At 64.5% G+C, this 21,975-nt stretch carries 19 protein-coding genes; 11 read left to right on the plus strand and 8 right to left on the minus strand.

Annotated features, from left to right (window positions below):
• The first annotated feature begins 201 nt into the window (after positions 1–201).
• Positions 202–1,479 carry an ammonium transporter gene (locus tag U5709_RS00225; RefSeq protein ID WP_321971889.1) on the plus strand — a complete coding sequence of 426 codons (1,278 nt, stop codon included), beginning with the start codon at positions 202–204 and terminating at the stop codon, positions 1,477–1,479.
• A 70-nt stretch (positions 1,480–1,549) separates the two neighbouring features.
• Entirely contained in the window at positions 1,550–1,888 is a 339-nt protein-coding gene (locus U5709_RS00230; RefSeq protein ID WP_321971888.1) for a P-II family nitrogen regulator, read from the plus strand.
• A gap of 111 nt (positions 1,889–1,999) precedes the next feature.
• Here U5709_RS00230 and U5709_RS00235 read toward each other — a convergent pair whose 3' ends face one another.
• The 4 genes from U5709_RS00235 to nth are packed head-to-tail and all read right to left on the minus strand — an operon-like array spanning position 2,000 to position 4,294.
• Complete coding sequence (locus U5709_RS00235) at positions 2,000–2,341, minus strand: arsenate reductase family protein (RefSeq protein ID WP_321971887.1); 342 nt, start codon at positions 2,339–2,341, stop codon at positions 2,000–2,002.
• Between the two features lie 48 nt (positions 2,342–2,389).
• Positions 2,390–2,836, minus strand: a complete 447-nt coding sequence (locus U5709_RS00240) for an HD domain-containing protein (protein ID WP_321971886.1) — start codon at positions 2,834–2,836, stop codon at positions 2,390–2,392.
• Positions 2,833–3,573 (minus strand): putative ABC transporter permease, encoded by a 741-nt coding sequence (locus U5709_RS00245; RefSeq protein WP_321971885.1) that lies wholly within the window; start codon positions 3,571–3,573, stop codon positions 2,833–2,835. The genes U5709_RS00240 and U5709_RS00245 overlap by 4 nt, the downstream gene beginning before the upstream one ends.
• Before the next feature lie 10 nt (positions 3,574–3,583).
• Entirely contained in the window at positions 3,584–4,294 is a 711-nt protein-coding gene (gene nth / locus U5709_RS00250) for an endonuclease III (protein WP_321971884.1), read from the minus strand.
• Positions 4,295–4,415: 121 nt separating this feature from the next.
• Here nth and U5709_RS00255 point away from each other — a divergent pair, with 121 nt between their 5' ends.
• Entirely contained in the window at positions 4,416–4,835 is a 420-nt protein-coding gene (locus U5709_RS00255; RefSeq protein WP_321972507.1) for a peptide deformylase, read from the plus strand.
• A 118-nt stretch (positions 4,836–4,953) separates the two neighbouring features.
• Here U5709_RS00255 and U5709_RS00260 read toward each other — a convergent pair whose 3' ends face one another.
• Together U5709_RS00260 and U5709_RS00265 are read right to left on the minus strand one after the other, a co-directional pair.
• A complete protein-coding gene (locus U5709_RS00260; RefSeq protein ID WP_321972508.1) occupies positions 4,954–5,736 on the minus strand; it encodes a mechanosensitive ion channel family protein in 783 nt (260 codons plus the stop codon).
• Between the two features lie 52 nt (positions 5,737–5,788).
• Positions 5,789–6,433 carry a TrmH family RNA methyltransferase gene (locus tag U5709_RS00265; RefSeq protein WP_321971881.1) on the minus strand — a complete coding sequence of 215 codons (645 nt, stop codon included), beginning with the start codon at positions 6,431–6,433 and terminating at the stop codon, positions 5,789–5,791.
• A gap of 154 nt (positions 6,434–6,587) precedes the next feature.
• On the opposite strand from U5709_RS00265, the gene U5709_RS00270 reads away from it, so the two are divergent.
• The gene (locus tag U5709_RS00270) at positions 6,588–7,418 is read left to right on the plus strand and encodes an HAD-IIB family hydrolase (RefSeq protein WP_321971880.1); all 831 of its coding nucleotides are present in this window, start codon (positions 6,588–6,590) and stop codon (positions 7,416–7,418) included.
• A 96-nt stretch (positions 7,419–7,514) separates the two neighbouring features.
• On the opposite strand, the gene U5709_RS00275 is transcribed toward U5709_RS00270, so the two are convergent.
• On the minus strand, positions 7,515–7,988 hold the full coding sequence (locus U5709_RS00275) for a protease inhibitor I42 family protein (RefSeq protein WP_321971879.1): 474 nt from the start codon (positions 7,986–7,988) through the stop codon (positions 7,515–7,517).
• Positions 7,989–8,352: 364 nt separating this feature from the next.
• On the opposite strand from U5709_RS00275, the gene U5709_RS00280 reads away from it, so the two are divergent.
• From U5709_RS00280 to U5709_RS00310, 7 genes are all read left to right on the plus strand, one after another.
• Entirely contained in the window at positions 8,353–9,867 is a 1,515-nt protein-coding gene (locus U5709_RS00280) for an aminotransferase class I/II-fold pyridoxal phosphate-dependent enzyme (RefSeq protein ID WP_321971878.1), read from the plus strand.
• A 329-nt stretch (positions 9,868–10,196) separates the two neighbouring features.
• Positions 10,197–11,666, plus strand: coding sequence for an extracellular solute-binding protein (locus U5709_RS00285; protein WP_321972509.1), 1,470 nt, complete (start codon positions 10,197–10,199; stop codon positions 11,664–11,666).
• A gap of 101 nt (positions 11,667–11,767) precedes the next feature.
• The gene (locus U5709_RS00290) at positions 11,768–15,706 is read left to right on the plus strand and encodes an ATP-binding protein (RefSeq protein WP_321972510.1); all 3,939 of its coding nucleotides are present in this window, start codon (positions 11,768–11,770) and stop codon (positions 15,704–15,706) included.
• Between the two features lie 237 nt (positions 15,707–15,943).
• Positions 15,944–17,008 carry a hypothetical protein gene (locus U5709_RS00295; RefSeq protein ID WP_321972511.1) on the plus strand — a complete coding sequence of 355 codons (1,065 nt, stop codon included), beginning with the start codon at positions 15,944–15,946 and terminating at the stop codon, positions 17,006–17,008.
• Between the two features lie 536 nt (positions 17,009–17,544).
• Positions 17,545–18,030 (plus strand): hypothetical protein, encoded by a 486-nt coding sequence (locus U5709_RS00300; RefSeq protein WP_321972512.1) that lies wholly within the window; start codon positions 17,545–17,547, stop codon positions 18,028–18,030.
• Positions 18,031–18,265: 235 nt separating this feature from the next.
• Positions 18,266–18,463, plus strand: coding sequence for a hypothetical protein (locus U5709_RS00305; RefSeq protein ID WP_321971819.1), 198 nt, complete (start codon positions 18,266–18,268; stop codon positions 18,461–18,463).
• 500 nt (positions 18,464–18,963) lie between these two features.
• Positions 18,964–20,265 carry an ATP-binding protein gene (locus tag U5709_RS00310; protein ID WP_321971818.1) on the plus strand — a complete coding sequence of 434 codons (1,302 nt, stop codon included), beginning with the start codon at positions 18,964–18,966 and terminating at the stop codon, positions 20,263–20,265.
• A gap of 458 nt (positions 20,266–20,723) precedes the next feature.
• Here U5709_RS00310 and U5709_RS00315 read toward each other — a convergent pair whose 3' ends face one another.
• A complete protein-coding gene (locus U5709_RS00315) occupies positions 20,724–21,974 on the minus strand; it encodes a type II toxin-antitoxin system HipA family toxin (protein ID WP_321972513.1) in 1,251 nt (416 codons plus the stop codon).
• Between the last annotated feature and the right edge of the window lies 1 nt (position 21,975).

Genomic DNA, 21,975 nt, shown 5'->3' on the forward strand with positions numbered 1-21,975 from the left:
TGCAAAAAGGGGACTGTCCCCAAACTGCGGGCCAATGCGGGTCGTTACGCGCGGGTTTCGAGCCGGCGAACCTGGGTTTCGCGGCGGTATCGGAAGTTTCGGGTCGGCCGCGCGCGGGTAACAGGTGCCGCGTTTACAATACCTGTCGCCGCCGGTCAAACAAAAATCGTCGTGGATGACCAAACCGACCCAGGAGGCGTCATGTACGATACCGGTTCAACAGCGTTTATGATGATCTGCACCATGCTCGTGTTCTTTATGACCCCGGGCCTCGCGTTCTTTTACGGCGGCCTTTCTCGCCGCAAGAACGTGATCAACACCATGCTCATGTGCTTCGCCGTCATCGGCGTCGTCGGCCTCGTGTGGGTCGCCGCCGGCTGGTCGTTCGCCTACGGCGGTGACGGCTCGCTGAGCTGGTTCGGCGGCTTCGACCAGCTGGGGCTTAACGGCGTCGCGGGCAAGATGCTCGCCGAGGCGGCCGACGTGCCCGACGGCACCGTCTACCCGACCATCATCAACGTGATGTTCCAGATGGCCTTCGCCATGATCACCGCGGCCATCGTCACGGGCTCCGTCGCAGGCCGCATGAAGTTCGGCGCCGTGCTCACCTTCATCGCCATCTGGTCGCTCGTCGTGTACTCGCCGCTCGCCCACATGGTCTGGGGCGGCGCGGGCTCCCTTATCGGCGACAAGATTGGGGCGCTCGACTTCGCCGGCGGTGACGTCGTGCACATCAGCTCCGGCGTGACCGGCCTTTTGCTCGCCCTTACCCTCGGCGGCCGCCGCGGCTTCGGCCTTACGAGCTACCGCCCGCACAACGTGCCCTTCGTTGCGCTCGGAGCCGGCCTTCTGTGGCTCGGCTGGTTCGGCTTCAACGGCGGCTCCGAGTTCGCCGCTGACGGCACTGCCGCCCTCGCGATCCTGAACACGGTGGTGGCCTCCGCGGCCGGCCTCGCTTCTTGGCTCGTCGTCGAGAAGGCGCAGACCGGAAAGCCGACCCTCGTCGGCGGTGTGACCGGCCTCGTCGCGGGCCTCGTCGTGGTGACCCCGGGCGCGGGCTTCGTCGAGCCGTGGGCCGCGGCGGTCATGGGCCTTATCGTGTCGCCCGTCTGCTACTTCGCCATCTCCAAGCTCAAGGCCAAGTTCGGCTACGACGACGCGCTCGACGCCTTCGGGTGCCACGGCGTGGGCGGTTTGCTGGGCGGCGTGCTTACCGGTTTCTTCTGCGTGCCGGAGCTCTCGTGGACCTCGCACGGCGGTCTGCTCTATACCGGCGACTTCTCGCTGCTGGTGAGCCAGGTCGTGGGCATCCTGGTCACGCTGGTCATTGTTGTGGTGCTTGACCTGGTGATTATTGCCGTCGTGCGCGCGCTGTTCCATGGCGAGCTGCGCGTGAGCGAGCACGACGAGGCGCTCGGCCTCGACGCCTGCGAGCACGGCGAGAGCGCTTATCCCGCCTACACCGGCCTGGACGCGTAAGGACGCGCGCGGCCGCGCGAACGGCATCGCGAACACCCGCAAAGATCACGACGCTCCGAAGGAGTTCAACATGAAAAAAGTAACCGCCATCGTTCGCCCCGAGAAGCTCGAGGAACTTAAAGAAGCCCTCTTCGAGAAGGGCGTGCGCGGCATGACCATCTACGAGGTCCAGGGCTGTGGCACGCAGCACGGCTGGAAAGAGTACGTGCGCGGCAACGAGGTCCTGCTCAACATGATCCCCAAGGTCAAGGTCGAGCTCGTGGTTGCCGATGACGCGGTGGAGCCGCTCATCGACTGCGTCTGTGACGTGGCGCACACCGGCGAGGTCGGCGACGGCAAGATCTTCGTCTACCCGATGGACGAGTGCGTCCGCATCCGCACCCGCGAGCGCGGCGAGGCCGCCGTCTAGCCACGCCCACCACTTGGGGACAGTCCCCTTTCTGCAGCGGTTTTGGGACAGACCTGTACGTGGTGACAGGTTCCTGCGGCTGCACGAAATGACAGGTTCGTTCGTCGAGGTTTATTGCCAGCCGACCCACACATCGGGGCAGTAGCCGACGGTGGCCGCGCGGCCGTTGCGCACGATGGGCTCACGGAGGAGCTGCTGGTTCTCGAGCAGCTTGTCGAATCGCTGCGACTCGGCAAGATGCTGCACGAGGGCCAGCGCCTCCTCGTCTTTTGCCTTTGGGTTGAGCACGGCGTCGATGCCGCCCGCGGCGGAGACGACGCTGTGCAGCTCGCCTTTGCTCATCTCCTTCTCGCGCAGGTCGATGAACTGGAACTTGATCCGGCGCTCCTTGAACCAGCGCTGCGCCTTCTTTGTGTCGAAGCTCTTCTTGGTGCCGAAGATCTGGATGTTCATCCGCCGCCTTTCTCGTCGGGGTGGACAAAGGGACTGTCCCTTTGTCCACTATCGCATGAAGAGGGTCTCGCCGAGGGAGCACCACTTGTCGGCCGCGCAGATGAGCCAGGCCTCGCGGCTCGCGGGCACGCGGCCCGGCGGCAGCGGCCACATGTGGGCGGCGATGGCGTTTTCCTCCAGCGGCGTGAGGTCGAAGTCCACGCGGGCGTTTTCCAGCGCGAAGACCGGGTGCATCGTGGCATGCTTGGTGTGGTTCGGCTCGTGCCAATCGTACAAAAAATAATCGTGGAGAAGCGCCGCCCGCACGAGTTCTCGCTGGCTTACGCGCAGGTGAAGGGCCTCGGCTATTGACACGGCTGCCCTTGCCACACGCACGCAATGCGCCCACGTCGTCACCTGCCCGTGCTGGATGCACTCGCGCATCACAGGCACGCGCGCCGCGTTCTCGAGCTCCGCCACCTGTTCCTCGAAGGCATTCTGCACTTCCGGTGTCACGGTCGGCGCCCCTTTCTTATCACGTTGTCCAGCGTCTCGGTGAGTCGCCGCACGCCGCCGCCTAGCCGCTCGGTGCGAAAGCGTCGCATGTTGTGCAGGATGTGCTGCTGGCGCGCGCCCATGGTCTCGGCCGCGATGCGCAGGCGGTCGTCCGCGGCGTCCATCACGCCCTGGACGCGGTCGTCGAAGGTCCCCTGCGCATGCTCGATGGCGGCCAAGATCTCGGTCAGCGTGCAGATGCTGAGCGTCATGTCCACGGCAAAGAGCATGCCGAGGACGAGCCCGCAAATCTCGAAGGCCAGCGGCGGCACGACGGCCACAACAACGTCTATCAGCGGTAACGCAAGGTAGACGATGGCCACGCCGCAGATGCCGAACAGACACGCCGCCGGCACGCAGACACGCCCCTTGAGGTTTAGCGGCATGTCGGAATAATCCCACCACACGGTGCCGAAGACCCGCTCCATAACGACCGATGTGACCCACTCCATGCACGAGGCGCCGATGCCGCAGATCAAGAAGATAGCCCACGGAGCGGGCAGCGACGCGCGCACCAGGTGGTTGCCGAACACGATGAGCGCCGCCACCGCGCCCGCCCCATAGATGGGGCAGACGGGCCCGAAGAGAAACCCGCGGTTGCACCAGCGCTTCTCGACGATGGAGCAATAGATGCACTCGAAGAGCCACCCGATCATCGAGAAAACATAGAACCACACCACCAACTGGCACGCTATCACGGTGACCCCCCTAGGCCTTGCCCGCGCCGAGGCCCGCGCTTGCGCCGGCTCCCGCTCCCGCGCCGAGGCCCGCGCTGGGGCAAATGTCGGCCAGCACACACTCGGCGCAGCGCGGCGCGCGGGCGCTGCAGGTGTCTCGCCCGTGGCGGATCCACTGATGGTTCACCGGCCCCCAAAGCTCGCGCGGCAAGAGGCGCAGCAGGTCCTGCTCGGTCTTGAGCGGCTCCTTCTCGTGCGTCTTGGGCGAGAGGGCGAGGCGGTGCGCGATGCGGTTGACGTGCGTGTCCACGGCGATGCCCTCGACGATGCCGAAGCTCACGTTGAGGACGATGTTGGCGGTCTTGCGGCCCACGCCCGGCAGGCTCGTGAGCTCGGCCATCGTGCGCGGCACCTCGCCGCCGAAGTCGGCTACGATCTTCTGTGCGCACTCGACGCAGTGGCGAGCCTTGGTCTTGTAGAACCCCAGGGTGCGGATGATCTCGGCCACCTCGGCGGGGGAGGCCGCGGCCATGGCCTCGGGCGTGGGGAAGCGGTCGAAGAGCTCGGGCGTCACGCGGTTTACCTGCGCGTCGGTGGTCTGCGCCGAGAGAAGCACCGCGATGACCAGCCTAAACGGCGTCGAATAGTCGAGGAAGCACTCGACGGGGCCGTACTTCTCGTCGAGGCGCCGGCACACCTCGCAGGCACGCTCGACCTTGGCGGCCTTTGTTTCTCGCGGCATGCGGCACCTCCTTTTGGGTCGCGGCAAATTTGGCCATACACAAGCAATGATATACTCGACGGCACACGCGGCGCGCCGGCGAGCAGGTCTTGGCGCGCCTATCCCACGGAAAGGAACCCGCATGATTAAGGAGCTCGTCTGCGACGACGCCGTTCTCTCCACGCCCTGCGAGGCCGCTACCGCCGATGACGCGGAACTCGCCCAGGACCTTATCGACACCATGAACGCCAATGAGGACGCCGTGTGCCTGGCCGCCAACCAGATCGGCGTGACCAAGTCCGTCGTCGTGTACAAGGGCGAGGACGAGAAGGACCACGTCCTGTACAACCCGCGCCTGCTCATGGGCCTCGGCCCCCAGAAGCTCGTCGAGAGCTGCATGACGCACGAGGGCGAGACCCGCGTCACCCGCTTCATCAAGGCCAAGGTCGCCTACGACGAGCTGGTCGACGGCCAGCTCAAGCCCCGCAAGAAGGACTTCCTCGGCTGGGAGGCCCAGATGGTCCAGCACATGATCGACCACTGCAAGGGCAAGCTGGTCTAAAACCTGCAAAGGGGACAGTCCCTTTTGCAGGTCATCGCAAGAAAACGCCGCCGGCGTCCTGGTCACGGGTGCCGGCGGCTTGTTTTAACCTGCAAAAGGGACTGTCCCCTTTGCAGGCCTACTTGCAGAGCTGGACGTCGAGGTGATCGTAGGGGAAGGCGAGGTCGCGCTCGGCGAAGACGTCCTGCGCTGCACTGTTTGCGGCCCGCCGCACGGCGTAGCGGCTCGCGGGGTCGCAGTGCAGTCGGACGCGGTAGACGATGCTCGACGCCGCGAGCTCTTGGGTGCCTATGAACTCCGCCGAGTTCACGCTATCGATCCGCTCGCAGCGCCGCGCAACCTCGGCGCATATCTCGCGGGCGTCGGCCGCCTCCACCTCGTAGGCCACCGGCACGTCGATGTCCAGCCAGTCGGAGACGACCTCGATGGTCGCCACGTCGCGGTTGCAGAACGTGACGACGTTGCCCGTGCGGATGTCTTGAACCTTCGTGGACTTGAAGTTGAACGAGAGGACCTTGCCCTCGAAGTTGCCGACGCGGATCACGTCGCCCAGCGCGAACGTGTTGTCCCACACGATGGCCGTGCCCATGATGAGGTCCTTGAGCAGGTCTTGCAGCGCGAAGCCAACGATGATGCCGGCGACGCCCAGGCCCGCGATCATGCCGGGCACGTCCACGCCGTTGACCTGCAGCACAAAGATGACGGCGAACGCGGCCACGGCGCCCTTGGCGACCATGAGGGCGAGGTTGAGGCTGGTCTGCCGGGTCGCCGTGTTCGCGTGGGCGATCAGGCACTTCTTAAAATGGCGGTCGAGCCGAAACCAGATAAAACCGCCGATCAAGATGATCGATAGGCTTATCCAGGGCTTTTCCGAAAGCATCCAATTAATAAACGCACTCACGAGGACTCCTGTGGTCCGGGGTCGAATGGGTACATCCTAGCGCAGGCGGGCCTCACATGCTCGCAAAGCCGGTCTGGCGCAGCGCCTCGTAGAGCACGACGGCGGCTGCGTTGGAGAGATTCAGCGCGCTGATGCGGTAGTCGCTCGGGTCGATGAAGTTGCCGCAGATGTCCTGGGCGAGAAGGGGGCTTTCGGCGCGGGTGGCGCCCGTGACGCCGCCTGCGCCTGTGCTGTCGGCGCCCATGCCCGTGACGCCCACGCCGCGCTCGGGCGCCGTCCACGTGTCAGCGTCGTGGATGGAGACGGCGTCGGCGAGCATCGGGATGCGCTCGCATCGCTCGGGCGCGGCGGCGAGCACCTCCTCGTCGATGCCGGTGGACTCGCGGCCAAAGACCAGGTAATCGCCTTCGACGTAGCTTGCCTCAGCGTAGGTGCGCCGGGCCTTCTTTGTAAGGAAGTGCAGGCGCGCGTCGTCGGTAATAAGGCCATTAACCTGCAAGAACTCGCTCCAATTATTATAGACGCACACATCAAGGCTTCGCCAATACCCGAGCCCGGCCCGCTGCAGCATGCGGTCGTCCAGCGAAAAACCCAAGGGGCCGACGAGGTGCAGCCGGCTTCCCGTGACCACGCATGTGCGGCCGATGTTTCCCGTGTTCGCGGGGATCTCGGGCTGGTAGAGGACAACGTTGAACATGGCTGGCCTTATCTGTTTGGGCGCCGGCGCGGGCGGACGGAGCACGAGCACGTCGGTGTCGATGGTTTTATTGCCAGCTCATTCTACTTTGCGGGCGGCGTCGCGCGTTGGGCTACACTCGTGAACCGTCGGCCCCGAGGAGAGGAGGTAGCGCGTGATAAAGCTGTTTGCCGCCGATTTGGACGGAACGCTCTTGAACGCGCTGCACGTCACCGACCCTGTTATCCTGCATTCGCTTCGCCGGGTGCGCGAGGCAGGCCGGCATTTCTCCATCGCGACGGGGCGCACGCTGCGCTCCAACAACGCCCTCGGGTTCGAGGGAAACGTCGCCGTGGTCTGCGCCAACGGCTCGCTCGTGCTCGACGAGGAGGGGCGGCTCGCCCGCGTCTCGATGATGCCGCGCGAGTTCGTCGAGGCCATCGTGCGCGAGTTCCCGAAGACACCGCTCGACTACATCGGCGTCGAGCACACCTACCACACGGGCAGCGAGGACGAGCACGCCGCTTCTTACGGGCATATGCCGCTGTGGCGCAAGGTCGTCATGCGCGGCATGAGCATGACGGGCGGCCCTGAGCACGTTTATGGCTGCTCGCCGCAAGACATCGCCGCACAGGACATCTGCAAGATAAACGCCCACATCAAGGGCATGGACGAGGCCCGGGCGCTCCGCGAGTTCATCGACGACTGGTCCGATCAGGTGATAAATGCGCCGTTTAACCCGTCGATGATCGAGGTGACGGCAAAGGGCGTCAATAAGGGCGAGGCGGTGGCGTGGCTGGCCGATTACCTGGGCGTTTCTCAGGATGAGGTCGCGGTTTACGGCGATAGCGGCAACGACATCCAGATGCTCGAGCGCTTTGCAGCTCGCGGCCACGCCTATGCTACGAGCAACGGCAGCGACGAGGCCAAGCGTGCCGCCGGCAACGTCATCGGCCCGTGCGCCCTGCATGCCGTGCCGCGCCACATGCTACGCAGCCTGCGCTAGCGCGGCTTTTTGCCCGGCGCCGCACAAATAGGGCCCGCAGCGGGTGTTTTCCGCAGCGGGCCCTGCGATTATTGGAATCGCTTCTTGGCGAATCGCCTACTTCCTCGCGAGGTCGCCGCAGACGTCGCCGTTCGCGTCGGTGGCCGAGACGCTCTTGAGCGCGCCCTTGTCGCCGGTCACGACCTTGAGGGTGATGGTCTTGGCGGAGTCGTTGCCGTACGTGAAGGTGACGGTCTGCTCGCCGGCGCCCGTGGCGGAGAAGCGGAAGGCGTGGCTGGAGACGACGCCCTCGGTCGTGTTGCCGCTGCAATCCTTGCCCTCGGAGATCTCGTCGCCCTCGCACTGGAGGCCGCCCTCGCCGGTAATGGTGTAGTTCCAGTCGGTGTCGGCCGAGGTGTTGTTCAGGCGAGCGACGATCATCTCCTGGCTGATCTCGAACTCGGCGTTGTCCGTGCCGAACTGGCCCTGCAAGGGGGTGCTGCTCGAGCAGGCGCCGAGGCCGATGACGGCGACGAAGGCGACGAGGACGGCGAGGGGCAGGGCGATGAGCTTGGAGGTGGGCTTCTTCATGGTGTTCTCCTTTGGTTTGCCGGCCGGCTGGTCGGGGCGCTGTGTGCGAGCTTGTTGATTTGTAGTATGCCCCCGTCTGCGTATCAGTTGCGCACCACTTTTTAAGACAGGGGGACAGCCCTTTTGCGGACAGAGGGGGCTTTTGCGGACAAGTGGGACAGCCCCTCTGTCCACGTTCTTGGTGGACAAAGGGGCTGTCCCACTTGTCCGCAAAAAGGAGCTGTCCCTTCGTCTTATGCCGATGCCCACGCGGCATGTGATCTGTTGAACTTTATCCGTTCTGACAAATAGTTCAATTTGTCCGTGCTATAGTGCAATTCGTGAACCAGCAAATTGAACCTAAATTGAACTTTCGGAGCGACTCATGCCAAACACGACCTTCGCGCGACGGCTTAAATCGGCCATGGACGACGCCGGCGTCAAGCAGGCAGACCTTATCCGCCTGGCCTCCGAACGTGGCAAGAAGCTCGGAAAAAGCCAGGTCAGCCAGTACGTCAGCGGTAAGGTTGTCCCGCGCGGCGCCGCGTGCGCGCTTCTTGCCGACCTGCTCGGCGTGTCCGCCGACTGGCTTTTGGGCAAGGCCGCCGCGCCCCGCCCCGCGCCTGCCGCCTCGCACGACCGCACCACCGCAAAGAAAACCCCGACCCAAGGGAGCACCACCATGCGCGAGTTCAAAAAGTCCAGCAAGCTCGAGAACGTCCTCTACGATGTGCGCGGCCCGGTGGTCGACGAGGCCGCCCGCATGGAGGAGGACGGCGCCCGCATCCTGAAGCTCAACATCGGAAACCCCGCGCCCTTCGGCTTCCGCGCCCCCGACGAGGTCGTCTACGACATGCGCCAGCAGCTCACCGACTGCGAGGGCTACTCCGACTCGCGCGGCCTCTTTGCCGCCCGTAAGGCCATCATGCAGTACGCTCAGCTGCGTAACATCCCCGGCGTAGACATGAAGCACATCTACACGGGCAACGGCGTCTCGGAGCTCATCCAGCTCAGCATGCACGCCCTCATCGAGAACGGCGACGAGGTTCTTATCCCCAGCCCCGACTACCCGCTGTGGACCGCCTGCGTGACGCTCGCCGGCGGCACCCCCGTCCACTACATCTGCGACGAGCTAAACGAGTGGAACCCCGACCTCGCCGATATGGAGAAAAAGATCACCTCCAACACCAAGGCCCTCGTCATCATCAACCCCAACAACCCCACGGGCGCCGTCTACTCGCGCGAGATCCTTGAGGGCATCGTCGAGATTGCCCGCCGCCACCAGCTGATGATCTTTGCCGACGAGATCTACGACCGCCTGATCATGGACGGCTTCGAGCACATCTCCATCGCCTCGCTCGCGCCTGACCTGCCCTGCGTCACGTTCTCCGGCCTCTCCAAGAGCCACATGGTCTGCGGCTACCGCGTGGGTTGGATGATTCTTTCGGGCAACCTTGCCTGCATGAAGGACTTCATCCTCGGCGTCAACATGCTCTCCAACATGCGCCTTTGCTCCAACGTGCCGGCGCAGTCCATTGTGCAGACGGCCCTTGGCGGATATCAATCTGTAAACGAGTACATCCGTCCCGGCGGCCGCGTCTACGAGCAGCGCAACTACGTCTACGAGGCCCTGAACGCCATCGACGGCATCACCACCGTCAAGCCCAAGGCGGCCTTCTACATCTTCCCCAAGATGGACGTCAAGAAGTTCAACATCACCAACGACGAGCAGTTCGCGCTCGACCTGCTGCACCAGAAGAAGATCCTCATCACGCGCGGCGGCGGCTTCAACTGGGGCGAGCCCGACCACTTCCGTATCGTCTACCTGCCGCGCATGGAGGTGCTGCGCGAGTCCCTCGAGGACCTCGCCGATTTCTTCGCGCACTACCGCCAGAGCTAGCCGCCCGCCCCTCCGCCCCGTCGGCTGGCCCCGCCCCGCTCTGTCGGCTGACCCGCTCGCCCCGCTCCCAAACCCGCCCTCAAACTTCGGAAGGCTTCCAAACTCCTCGAGGGCCCTCTCGAGAAACACGGCAAGCCGTTTACCTGCGGATATACCTATTTCAACTAAAGTTCGGAAGGCTTCCGAAGTTTGGAAGCCTTCCGAACTTTGGGGGAGAGGTCCGCGGTGACGGCGCTCGCTCCGTTTGGCGATTGCTAACCCTCATTGACCTGCTGGTGGTTCATAATGGAGCAATCTGCATATCGCCTTAGGTGAGAAGGGGCACGCCGATGGTCGCTAACGTTTCGCGCAGGGGATTTCTCGGGGCCGCGGCGACGACCGGCTTGGGGCTTCTTTCCGGCTGCGGCGCCTCCTCGCAGCAGGCTGCGTCGTCCGTGAAGACGGCCAAGCTCGACCCCTCCAACCCCACCAACATCGGCGTCTGGCACTACTACAACGGTTCCCAGCAGGCCGCCTTCGACGACCTCGTCAACGAGTTCAACACTAACGCGGGCAAGGAGAAGGGCATCTACGTCGAGGCCCAGAGCCTGGGCTCCGTCTCGGACCTCGAGGCGGCCATCTCCGACTCGCTCGCGGGCGTCGTGGGCTCCAGCGACTTGCCCACCATCTTCTTCAGCTACTCCGACACCGCCTATACCGTCCAGCAGGCCGGCAAGCTCGCCGAGGTTGGACAGTACTTTACCGCCGACGAGCTCAGCGCTTACGTCGAGGGCTACCTCAAGGAGGGCTACCTGCTCGACGACGATAAGCTCTACCTGCTGCCCGTTGCCAAGTCGACCGAGACCTTCATGATCAACGTGACCGACTGGGAGCCCTTTGCCGCGGCGACCGGCGCCACGTTCGAGGACCTCGCGACCACCGAGGGCGTTACCAAGGTCGCCCAGTCCTACCACGAGTGGAGCGGCGGCCGCGCTTTCTACGGTCGCGACTCCATGTCCAACTACTTCATCATCGGCATGAGGCAGATGGGTGCCGAGCTCTTCGACGCGGCCGACGGCAAGGTCACCTTGAACCTCGACCGCGACAAGGTCCGCCGCCTCTGGGACAACTACTACGTGCCCTACGTCAACGGGTGGTTCAAGGCCGCGGGCAAGTTCCGCTCCGACGACGTCAAGACGGGCGAGATCTTGGCCTACACCGGCTCCACCGCGTCGGCCACCTACTTCCCCGACCAGGTAACCCCCGACAGCGATACCGCGACGACCATCGGCTACAAGGTGCTTGCGGCCCCCATCATGGAGGGCGGCGAGAGGGTCTGCGTCCAGCAGGGCGCCGGCATGTGCGTGAGCGCCTCGGATGACGAGCACGAGTACGCGGCCGTCGAGTTCCTCAAGTGGTTCAGCGAGCCCGAGAACAACCTGCGCTTTGTTTGCCAGTCCTCCTACCTGCCCGTTCTTATGGAGGCCAACACCGTCGAGGCGCTCGACGCCGCCATCAAGAACAACGGCCTCAAGGTGAGCGACAAGACCTACGACACCTTGTCGCTCGTCATGAGCTCCATCGAGCAGGAGACCTTCTACGCCGCCGGCTGCTTCGAGAACGGCTCCGCGGCGCGCAAGGTCCTCGACTACAACCTCTCCGACAAGGCCGCGGCCGACCGCGCGGCCATCGAACAGGCCATCGCGGGCGGCGCGAGCGCGGCCGACGCCGTGGCGCCTTACGTGACCGACGATGCGTTCTCGTCGTGGTTTACGGTCTTTAAGACGGCGCTCGAGTCGGCCATCGCCGGAAGCAAGTAAGGACAGGTCAGCGCCGTAAACCGCAGGCGTCCGCCCGCGCCGCGCCGCCCGCATCGCCGCCCGCCGCCCGCGCAAGCGAGAAAACACCGAGAGGAGAGCACATGGACAACGACAAGCGCCCCAACGTCGCGCACTCGATCCGGCGCTCGCTTCTTGTGCCGCTCCTCGCTGTCGTCGTCCTGGTTGCCGTTGTGCCCATCGCCCTTCTCGCCGTCTCGAACACGGGCGAGCAGATGGAGCAGAGCGTCATCGGCCTCGATTCCCGCACCACCGAGAACCACGCGGACGTGCTCCAGAGCGCCATGGTCGACCAGTGGGCCTCCATACGCGGGGACGTCTCCTACTACGAAGAGGCGCTTGCGAACCAGCTGGCCCAAAGCGGCCAGACCGTCGACGCGTTTCTCGCTGACTCCCGCGCCCAGCGCGCCTACGTCTCGTCGGTCTACGAGGACCTGCTCGACGTCATAGAGGGCAACACGACGAGCGGCATCTTCCTTGTGATGGCCAACGCCGACGGCACGGGATCCGCGTCGCGCCACACGGGCGTCTACGTGCGCGATTCCGACCCCACCATGCGCACGCAGACCAATTCCGACCTGCTCATCGAGCGCGGCGACCAGGCGTTCGGCCAAGACTTTGGCCTCGCGCTCGATAATTCCTGGAACCCGACTTTCGACCTCGGGGCGGCGGGCGCACGCGCGGCCGACGACTTCTACTACGAGCCCCTCAAGGCGGGCAACGCCAACCCCGACGTCGACGCGTCGGCGCTTGGCTACTGGTCGGCGCCCTTCATCCTCGAGGACAGCTTCATGGACGGCCACCGCATGATTTCCTACTCCGTGCCCCTGCGGGCAAACGGTAAGGTCTTCGCGGTCCTGGGCATCGAGGTCTCCGTCGATTACCTGGCCAAGAGCTATCTCTCGACCGCAGAGCTCTCGGGCGGCAGCTCGGCCGGTTTCGCGCTCGCCTACGATAACGGCGACGGCACCTACACGTGCGTGACGGGCAACGGCGTGCTCTACAACTACGTTGGCGACGACGCCGGCGACTTCGCGCTCGAGGACGCGGGGCGCGGTAGGCTGTTCCGCGTGAGAGGCGTCAACATGGGCAAGCAGGACGTCTACGCCGTCAAGTCGGACATCTCCCTTTACGACAAGCGCGTCCCCTACGAGCACTCCAAGTGGGTGCTCGTGGGCCTCGTCTCGGAGGACTCGATCTTCTCGGCGAGCCGGGGCTTGTTCCGCAACATTCTGCTGGTGTCGGGCGCGGCGCTGGCCGTCGGCATCGCCGTAATTGCCCTCGCGGTCCGCGGCATCACGCGCCCGGTCCACCGCCTCATGGAAAGCGTCCGCGGCGGCTCCGAGGGCCTCGCGGCCTTCCAGCCGTCGAGGGTCGCCGAGATCAACGAGCTGCACGACATCGTTGACGACCTCAGCGCCAAAGAAGGGGCCGCAGCCGAGCGCCTCTCTGAGGAGAAGGAGCGCTACCGCCAGGCCATCGAGTCCACGTCGGACATCTTCTACACCCTCCGCCCCACCACGCACGAGATCGAGATCGTAAATTCGCTCGACAGCGACGGCATCTGGAATCTCGACGAGTGGGGGACGAAGAAGGCCAGCGGGTGCTTCTCGCCGGACGAGATGCCCCTTTTGGGCAAGCTGCGCCCCGAGCCGGGGTGCCGGACCTCCGTTGTTTTGCGCGGCTCCATCCCCGGCTACCACCAGAACGGCTGGATTCAGGTCAACGTTCGCTCCATCGTGGGCGTCGACGGCGCGACCGAGGTCTACGTCGGCTACCTGCACGACATCACCGAGGAGCGTGAGCGCGAGATCGCCGAGGCATATGCGCAGGTTTGCGATCCGGTCTCGGGCTTCTATAAGCGCGATGCGGGCCTTAACGTCGTCTGGGACTCGCGCGAGGAGCTGCCGCAGGGCACGCTTGTGCTCATCGACCTCGATGACTTTTTCGGGGTCGTCTCCAACTACGGCCTCATCTTCGGCGACGTGCTCATATGCGAGCTCGCGCACATCCTGCGCGACGCCTTCGGCTGGCAAGAAGGGGGCAACCGCGTGGTGCTTATTCGCGCCGGCGGCGACGAGTTCCTCATCTGGGCCGGGGGCATGGACGAGCAGGAGTGCGCCTCTCGCGTGCAGCAGGTGCGCACTCGTTACGCTGCTCTTGTGCGCAAAGAGGTTCTTGACCTAGGGTTCTGCGCCGGCATTGTGGGCGCGGCTTTCGCCGACACGACTGAGGAGCTCTCGGCGCGCGCCCGTGTGACCGCACGGGAGGCCAAGCTCCGCGGCCTTGACCTTTTGGCCTGGGAAAACGTGGAGGACCCCGACGCCGAGCCCGGCAAGTACGGTGAGGTCGTCTCGACCAGCAACGTCGAGAAGATGAGCCTGCCGTCCATCGCGATGAACCTGCTCGACCGGCGCTTCTCGATGGCCGCCGCGCTCGACCTGCTTTCGAATCTGCTGCAGGAGCGCTTCGGGCTGCAGAATCTGATGGTCACGAACTTCTCGATGGACAACCTCGCCATCACCATGGCCTACCAGTGGCAGGGGATCCAGAACTACCACGGCAAGGTCACGGTGCTGCGCTGCTCGGCGACCGATGCGGAGCGCCTGCAAGAGGGTGCGGAGCGCGGCGCGCTCGTGGCTATCAAGGATTTTCCGCCCATCGGTGGCTTCAAGTCGTGGTCGAGCGGCCAGTCGGTGGACGGGGTCACGTTCTTCATGACCGACAATGCGCACTACTCGGGAAGTATCACCTACAAGGGCATCGACTCAGCGGCGGCGCTGGCGAGCGACGAGGAAGCGACCACGCTGCGCGAGATCTCGATCGTTATCCAGAACCGCATCAACCAGGAGCGCCTTGACCAGTCGGCGCGCGCAAAGAGCGACTTCCTCGCGCGCATGTCGCACGAGATCCGCACGCCCATGAACGGCATCATCGGCATGACCGAGATCGCGCTTTTGCCCGGGCAGACCGAGGAGCGCCGCACGGACTGCCTGAAGAAGGTGCGCAGCTCCTCTCACTACCTGCTCGACCTGCTGAACGACATCCTGGACATGTCCAAGATCGAGAGCGGCAAGATGGGCCTTGTGGCCGCGGAGTTCGACCTGGCCGAGCTCGTGGGCGACCTGCGCGGCGTTGTGGGCACCCGCTTCGACCAGAAGCGGCAGCGGCTGGTGTTCGATGTGCGGCTCGAGCACACGCGCTTTATCGGCGACGCGATGCGCGTGAACCAGGTCCTCATCAACCTGCTCGGCAACGCGAACAAGTATTCCGGCGAGGACACCGACGTGGTGCTCACGGTGAGCGAGGTCAGCGAGGGTCCGCAGGTCAGCGCCCTGACCTTTGCCGTGGCCGACCACGGTGTCGGCGTGAGTCCTGAGGACGCGCAGCGCATCTTCGAGAAGTTCGAGCAGGTGGACAGCGCCGACGCGCGCCAGCAGGGCACGGGCCTCGGCCTTGCCATCTCGAACCGCCTCGTGCATATGATGGGCGGGCAGATCGAACTCGAGAGCGAGGTCGGGCGCGGCAGCACGTTCTCGTTCACGATTAAACTGCCGGTGGCGGCGGAGGGCGCGGGCGCGGAGCCGGGCGCGAATGGCGCGGAGCCGGGCGCGGGCGCCGAGGACGCCGGCGCCGCCGACCTGAGGGGCCTCTCCGTGCTCGTGGCCGAGGACAACGAGCTCAACATGGAGATTCTCACCTACCTGCTCGAGGACCAGGGCTGCGTGGTCGAGGGGGTCCCCAACGGCCTCGAGTGCGTGAGCAGGTTCAAGGAGTCCGAGCCCGGGCGCTATGGCCTGATTCTTATGGACGTGATGATGCCTGTGATGGACGGCCTTACAGCCGCGCGCCAGATCCGCGCGCTCGACCGCGCCGACGCGGCCACGGTACCCATCGTGGCGGCGAGCGCCAACGCCTTCGAGGAGGACGTGAAGCGCTCCATCGGCGCCGGCATGAACGCCCACATCTCCAAGCCGATCGAGATCTCGGCCCTTCTCGCCGCCCTGGCCAACGTGCTTTAGTCGCCGGCGGGTAAGGTGCCGCGGGCGAGCTCGGCGTTCCCGAAAGCAGAGGCGTCGCGGGCGGGTCAAGCGGCGAGGTCCGGGGCGTAGACTTGCGGCGTTTGCGTGTGCGAGCGGTTTGTCTGGCGGTCGGGACGCGGTCGGGACGTAAACTTTTCTACTTGTGAAGAGCCGCAGAGTGGCGGCCACAGATGGCCTTATGGCCGACGATTCGCCGGAAGGCGCAGGAGGAGACGCATGTCTGAGTGCAACGAGAACGACGAGATGATGGACGAGAACGAGGAACTCGAGGCCGAGATGCTCGAGGACGAGGAGCTCGACGAGGACGCTATCGACAACGAGATGGATGACGAGGACGAGGACCTCGAGGACGGGGAGGAGGCCGAGGAGGCCCCCGCCGACAAGAATGAGGTGCTGTTCGATAAGGCTCAGCGTGCCGCGCGCCTGCTGCGCAACCGCAAGGACATGATCCGCGACGAGGAGTCCGAGAAGAACCAGCGCGTGAGCAACCTGCTGCGTGCCATCAAGCTCCTCGAGCTCAAGCCCCAGATGGAGCAGAAGGAGATGTCCGAGCTGCTCGGCATTCGCCTGCGCGAGCTCGACGCCATGATGGCCGAGGCCGAGAAGAACGGCCTCGTTACCCGCGAGTTCCCCGAGGAAGAGGACATGCGCGCCGTCCTGGTGAGCGCCGAGGAGGGCGCTGCCGAGGCCGCTTCCGCCCAAGGCCGCGAGGGCGTCAAGCTCGTCCCGAGCCTTTCCGACGAGGAGCTCGACGAGGTCTTCGCCGCTCTGGACAAGATCATCGCCCCGCTGACCGAGATGGGCCTCGACCGCGATGACCGCGGCCCGCGCGGCGGCTTCGGCGGCCGCGGCGGCGACCGTGGTGGCCGTGGCGGCTTCGGCGGCGGCCGTGGCGGCGACCGTGGTGGGCGCGGCGGCTTCGGCGGCGGCCGTGGCGGCGACCGCAGCCCGCGCGGCGGCTTCGGCGGCCGTGACGACCGCGGTGGCCGTGGAGGCTTCGACCGCGGCGGCCGTGACGACCGTCGCGGTGGCGACCGTGGTGGGCGCGGCGGCTTCGACCGCGGCGGCCGCGATGATCGTCGCGGCGGCGACCGCGGCGGCTTCAACCGCGGCGGCGACCGTGGCGGCCGCGGCGGCTTCGGCGGCCGTGACGACCGCGGCGGCCGCGGCAACTTCGGTGGCCGTGACGACCGCGGCGGCTTCAACCGCGGCGGGCGCGGCGGCTTCGGCGGCCGTGACGACCGCGGCGGGCGCGGCAACTTCGGTGGCAAGCGCTACTAATCCCGCCCCTCTCATCCCGCACCCGACGCCCCCTCAGAGTTCGGAAGCCTTCCAAACTTTGAGGGGGCGTCTTCTTGTCTCCGCGCAAGCCGCTGACCTGCGGATATACGATGTGTAACAAAAGTTTGGAAGCCTTCCGAAGTTCGGAAGCCTTCCGAAGTTCGGAAGCCTTCCGAACTTTGCGGGAGAGGCGCACGTCCACGGGCAGCAGTCATTGGTGCCGGGTCTTCGCCGCCGGCCGCGACCGGCCCGCGCGCCAAGAAAACGCCTCCACTTGGTCCGTTTGCGGTCCGCCCGCCAAGAAAACGCTTCCACTTGGTCCGTTTGCGGTCCGTTTGCCAAGAAAACGCCTCCACTTGGTCCGTTTGCGACCCGCCCGCCAAGAAAACGCTTCCACTTGGTCCCAATCCGACCAACTCGCCGCGTTTTCTTTGCAAAACCACCCCGCGCGCACCAACTCGCCGCGTTTTCTCGGCATCGCAGCCCCGGCGCTCCCCGCGACCCAGCCATAACCCGGCCCCCAAGGGTTCCGCTTCTTGACCAAGCACATCACGCCCTATCGATTTGACGAGTATCTCGACGCCAAGAAGACCTTGTATACTCCGGAGTCGTTTTATGCCACTAACGCAAGGGGGACGATTAGCGGCGCCTTCGATGCTTTCTACACCGATGGCGGCTTTCCCGAGTCGTTGCGCGTGCTTATGAAAAAGGTTGCCGTCGCTATGCACGATGCCTTTGGAGAGGGCCTGCACTACCTTAAGTCGCAGCGCAACGACATAGATGTTGAATTTTATGTCCCCGAGCAAGGCCTTGCGGTGCAGGTCGCATATTCCTTGTCGGAAAGCGCCAAGCCGAGGGAGGTCTCGAGTCTCGTCAAGCTTGCGGTCATTGATGGGTCTGTTAGGCGCTTGGTAATTGTCACCAAGGAAGGTGAGGGCGAGACGGTCGAAGGCGCGGTGCGCATAGAGATGAAGCCGGCTTGGAAGTTCCTGCTGGAGGATCTCGGCCACCTCGCCGCGTAGCGCGGAAAGATCACGGATTAGGCGTCGATACAGCCTCCGCGCCCCCCGCTATTCTTTTGGCGCGCGTCGCCTTCGGGCGCGAGGGGGCCTGTTGTCGCCCGTCCGCCGTTCCCCCGCCTGCCCTCCGCGGTCCTGCTTTCCTTCGAAAACCGCAGGTTGAGCATTGCGCCGGCCTGCCGGGGGGTATCCTTGCGCCAAAGCGCCGCCGGGCGCCGAGGCGGGACAGGAGCAGAACATGAGACAGAAGAACAAGACCCGGGCCGCGGCCGTGGCCCTCGCCGCCGGGCTCGCCCTCTCGCCGCTGGTGCGCCCGCCGGCGGCCTTTACCATATCCGAATCTCGCGGACAGTCGCGACACTATGGCAATACCAAGCAAGACCCGCTAGACCTTTCCGCACGCAACCGCGAACAGACCGCATTCGCAGTTCCCTAAGCGTTGCGTGAGACGACAAGCCACGGGCCCGGGCCCGCGGCGTGGCCCTCGCCCGAAGGCCCCCCGCTGTGCGCGGGAAGCCGACGGGGCATAACTGGGGCGCGCGGGGGGCTTAACACCCTCCTGTATTGGACGAACAGGTCAGCGGGCTCGCGCCCAGAGAAGAGCCGCCGGCCAAGGCGGCTCTTACCCGTTTACGGGCGAGCCCGCCGGATCGCCGCAGCCCCATCTTTTGCGTTTGTGACCGTCGAAAAGCGGACGCATGGCGGACGCCGAGACCCCGCGGCCCCGCGCCCCGCGTTGCCAGGCGCGACCTTCCGAGCCGAACGCAGCTCTATTTGAAAATTGACAAAATCACTGTCGAATCATGCTCACAAACTGACAAATACCTACCAAAACAGCTGTTGCAAATTGACAAAACCGATGTTAAATACCCTTCGCAAATTGACAAATCGCAGGCTATAATGCCTATATGTCAGATTATCGGGAGGGACGTTGATATGCTCAAACGCAAGGCGCTCGACGCGCTCGAGGAGTGGTATCGGAACAGGTCCAAGCAGGCCCTGCTTATCACGGGCGCCCGCCAAGTGGGCAAGACTTATCTTGCCAGGCGCTTCGCCGCGGCTCACTGGGAGAACGTGGTCGAGCTCAACTTCTACGAGAACACCGAGGCCCGGCGCGCGGTCGAGACCGCGACGAGCTCCTCCGAGCTCTTCTTGCGCTTGACGGCCTTCGCCGACGTCCCGCTCGTGCCTGGCAAGACGGTCTTCTTCCTTGACGAGATCCAGGAGTGCAAGGAGGCGGTCACGGCCATCAAATTCCTCATGGAGCGGGCCGACTACGATTACATCCTCTCGGGGTCGATGCTCGGCGTGGAGCTCAGGGGAATCGCTTCCGCCCCGGTCGGGTACCTGAGCACGGTGAAGATGTACCCGCTCGACTTTGAGGAGTATTGCTGGGCCAACGGCGTCGCGCCCGCGCTCCTAGACGCGGCGCGGTACGCCTTCCGCGAGAAGCGGCCTCTCGACGAGTTCGTCCACGGCAGGCTCCTCACGCTGTTTCATCACTACCTTATCAGCGGCGGCATGCCCGACGCCGTCCTCGCGTTCGTCGATTCGGACGACGTTGGGCGAGCGAGGACCGCGCAAGAGGCTATCGTCACGCAGTACCGCTGGGACATCGGCAAATATGCGCAGGGGAGGGCGCGCGTCGTCCGTAGGATTTTCGACCTGATGCCCAGCGAGATAAGCCGGCAGGATAAGCGCTTCACCATTCGCGATGTCGAGGGGGACTCCCACTTCGACCGCTACGACAACGACTTCATGTGGCTGACCGATGCGAACGCGGCGCTGGCCGTCTACAACGTAAGGGAGCCTCGATATCCCCTCGCGGCGAGCATGGAAGCGCCCAAGTTCAAACTCTTCAGCTCCGATGTGGGCATCCTCACCTACCAGTGCGGGCTGGATGTGGTGCGCGGGATCCTCGGGTCGCGCCCCGATATCAACTTTGGCGCGGTCTACGAGAATGCTGTGGCGCAGGAGCTCGCTGCGCACGGCCTCGGCCTGTATTACTTTAAGAACAGGGGCATGGGCGAGCTGGACTTCGTGGTGCAGACGCGCGACGGCCGCGTGATGCCCGTGGAGGTCAAGTCGGGCAAAGGCTACTCGCGCCACAGCGCGTTGCGCAAGGTGCTCGGCACCCCGAACTACGGCATCGACGAGGCGGTCGTCCTCTGCGAGGGCAATATCGAGGTGGACGGGGCGATAACGTACTGCCCGGTGTACATGGCAGCGTTTCTCTAGGAGACCTGCCGGGCCGTCGCGGCCCCAGTTTTTGCGCTTGTGGCCGCCGGGCCGCCTGCCGCGCCCGGTAGTTTGCGTTTGTGGCCATGCCGCGGGGCCACGACCGTCGAAAACGGGACGGAATAGCCGCTCCGATGGCCACAACCGGCGAAGACGGGGCGCATATCGCCGCCGAGACCCCGCGATTTTGCGTTCGTTCAGTTTTTCGATGGTTAAATCAGAATCACCGAGTAAAGCTGTTTCGCCAACTGGGCAAACGCGGCCGAATTCGGCCCTTCATACCGGCCGATTCCGATTTAACCATCGAAAAACTGAACGAACGTTGTGGGGCGAGCCCACGGGGAGGGGAATGCCCAATTTCAGGCCGTTGGAGCACGCGTTATGCGGAAATTCGCTTAGCCGTTGGCATGCTAGTTCCGTAGTATAGGAGGTCTCGTGCTGTTCGCATCCGCCCTCGGCTAGAGCCCGAACACCTTCTCCAGCGCCGCGCACCGATTCTCAACGGCGCCTGCAAGCAGCGTTATCTCAGCTTGCTTACAACCGTGCTTCTTTGCAAAGGCGGCGCACTGGCGCGACGCATTTACGGTGGACGCAACAATCGATCGCGCTCTTTCAGTCCCGACCTCGCAGACTTCGGCAAACTCACCGAGCGATTCCGCAATCGCTGCCCCCGTCTCGCCGTAGACGGCGGTCACATGGGTGTGGCGCAGGTCGGGATTGATGTTTATGTCAAATGCCGGTGAGAACCCCCAGCGGTCTTCTTCGCGTAATAACCCGAGGTTGCGCAGATGGTCATCGGTGTTGTTGATCGCAACCGAGAGTGCAGCCCGGCGAAACAGCTTCTCAAGTTCCGCCCGCGCGTTGCTCGCCCAGTCGACAAGGGCTTCCGCCACCTCGACGTAATCGTAGGACAGGCCGTCCCTGCCGCCGATCAGGCTCATCGCGCTCAGGTAGGGAATTCGCTCCCCCTCAAGCAACGAATCGAAGCGGTCAAACCTTTCCAGCAACAACACACTGCTGCTCCCAATGGTCAGCAGTTTGGAACGAGGCGTGCGAATACCCGCCGCCATGGCAATCTCTAGGGCAACTTTTTCCCAGGTTATGACGTCCCATTCATCTTCCGGGTGAGAGAACTTCGCGAGAAGAATCTTGCCCTCGTCTACGACCGAGGCTTTTGGACGCGCACCTCCCAGGGATGCCGAGCCGGCTTCGAGCAGCTCCTTCACCTGCTCTTTTCCGTCGTTGCCAAGCGCGACCTCCCGAGCTGAATGCAAGAGCCTCTTCAGCTCAACAATGGGAGGGGCCTCGCCTTCCGCCGAAAGGAAGGTCTTGCCGCCGGGCAGCGCGTATCGAAGCGCTCCTTGACGAGAAGCGTCGCTTACTCCGATGAGGTAATCGAGCTCGTCAAGACATCGCGCGCCGGCGACTCCAGAATCACCGTTATACAGCGCTTGCCAATCGATGAGATGTCTGCCCCAGCGATCGGGCGCGGAGTCACGGAGCGCGCCGTGCACGCCGTTGCTGTGGTATGAAGCCGCCCTTAAGGGCAGGGCGGGGTCTATCGCATAGGCGTCGGGATGGGAGAGGTAGAGGTCGTCGTAGCAAAATACGCTCGAAATCTGACCGCGCCGCAAGCCAAAGCGGCACGTGCCGACCATCACGTCTTCGCGACCCAGCAGGTTAGTGTGCACCTCGAGGCTTGGAATCACG

Source organism: Paratractidigestivibacter sp., from assembly GCF_963660155.1.
Classification (GTDB): Bacteria; Actinomycetota; Coriobacteriia; order Coriobacteriales; family Atopobiaceae; genus Paratractidigestivibacter.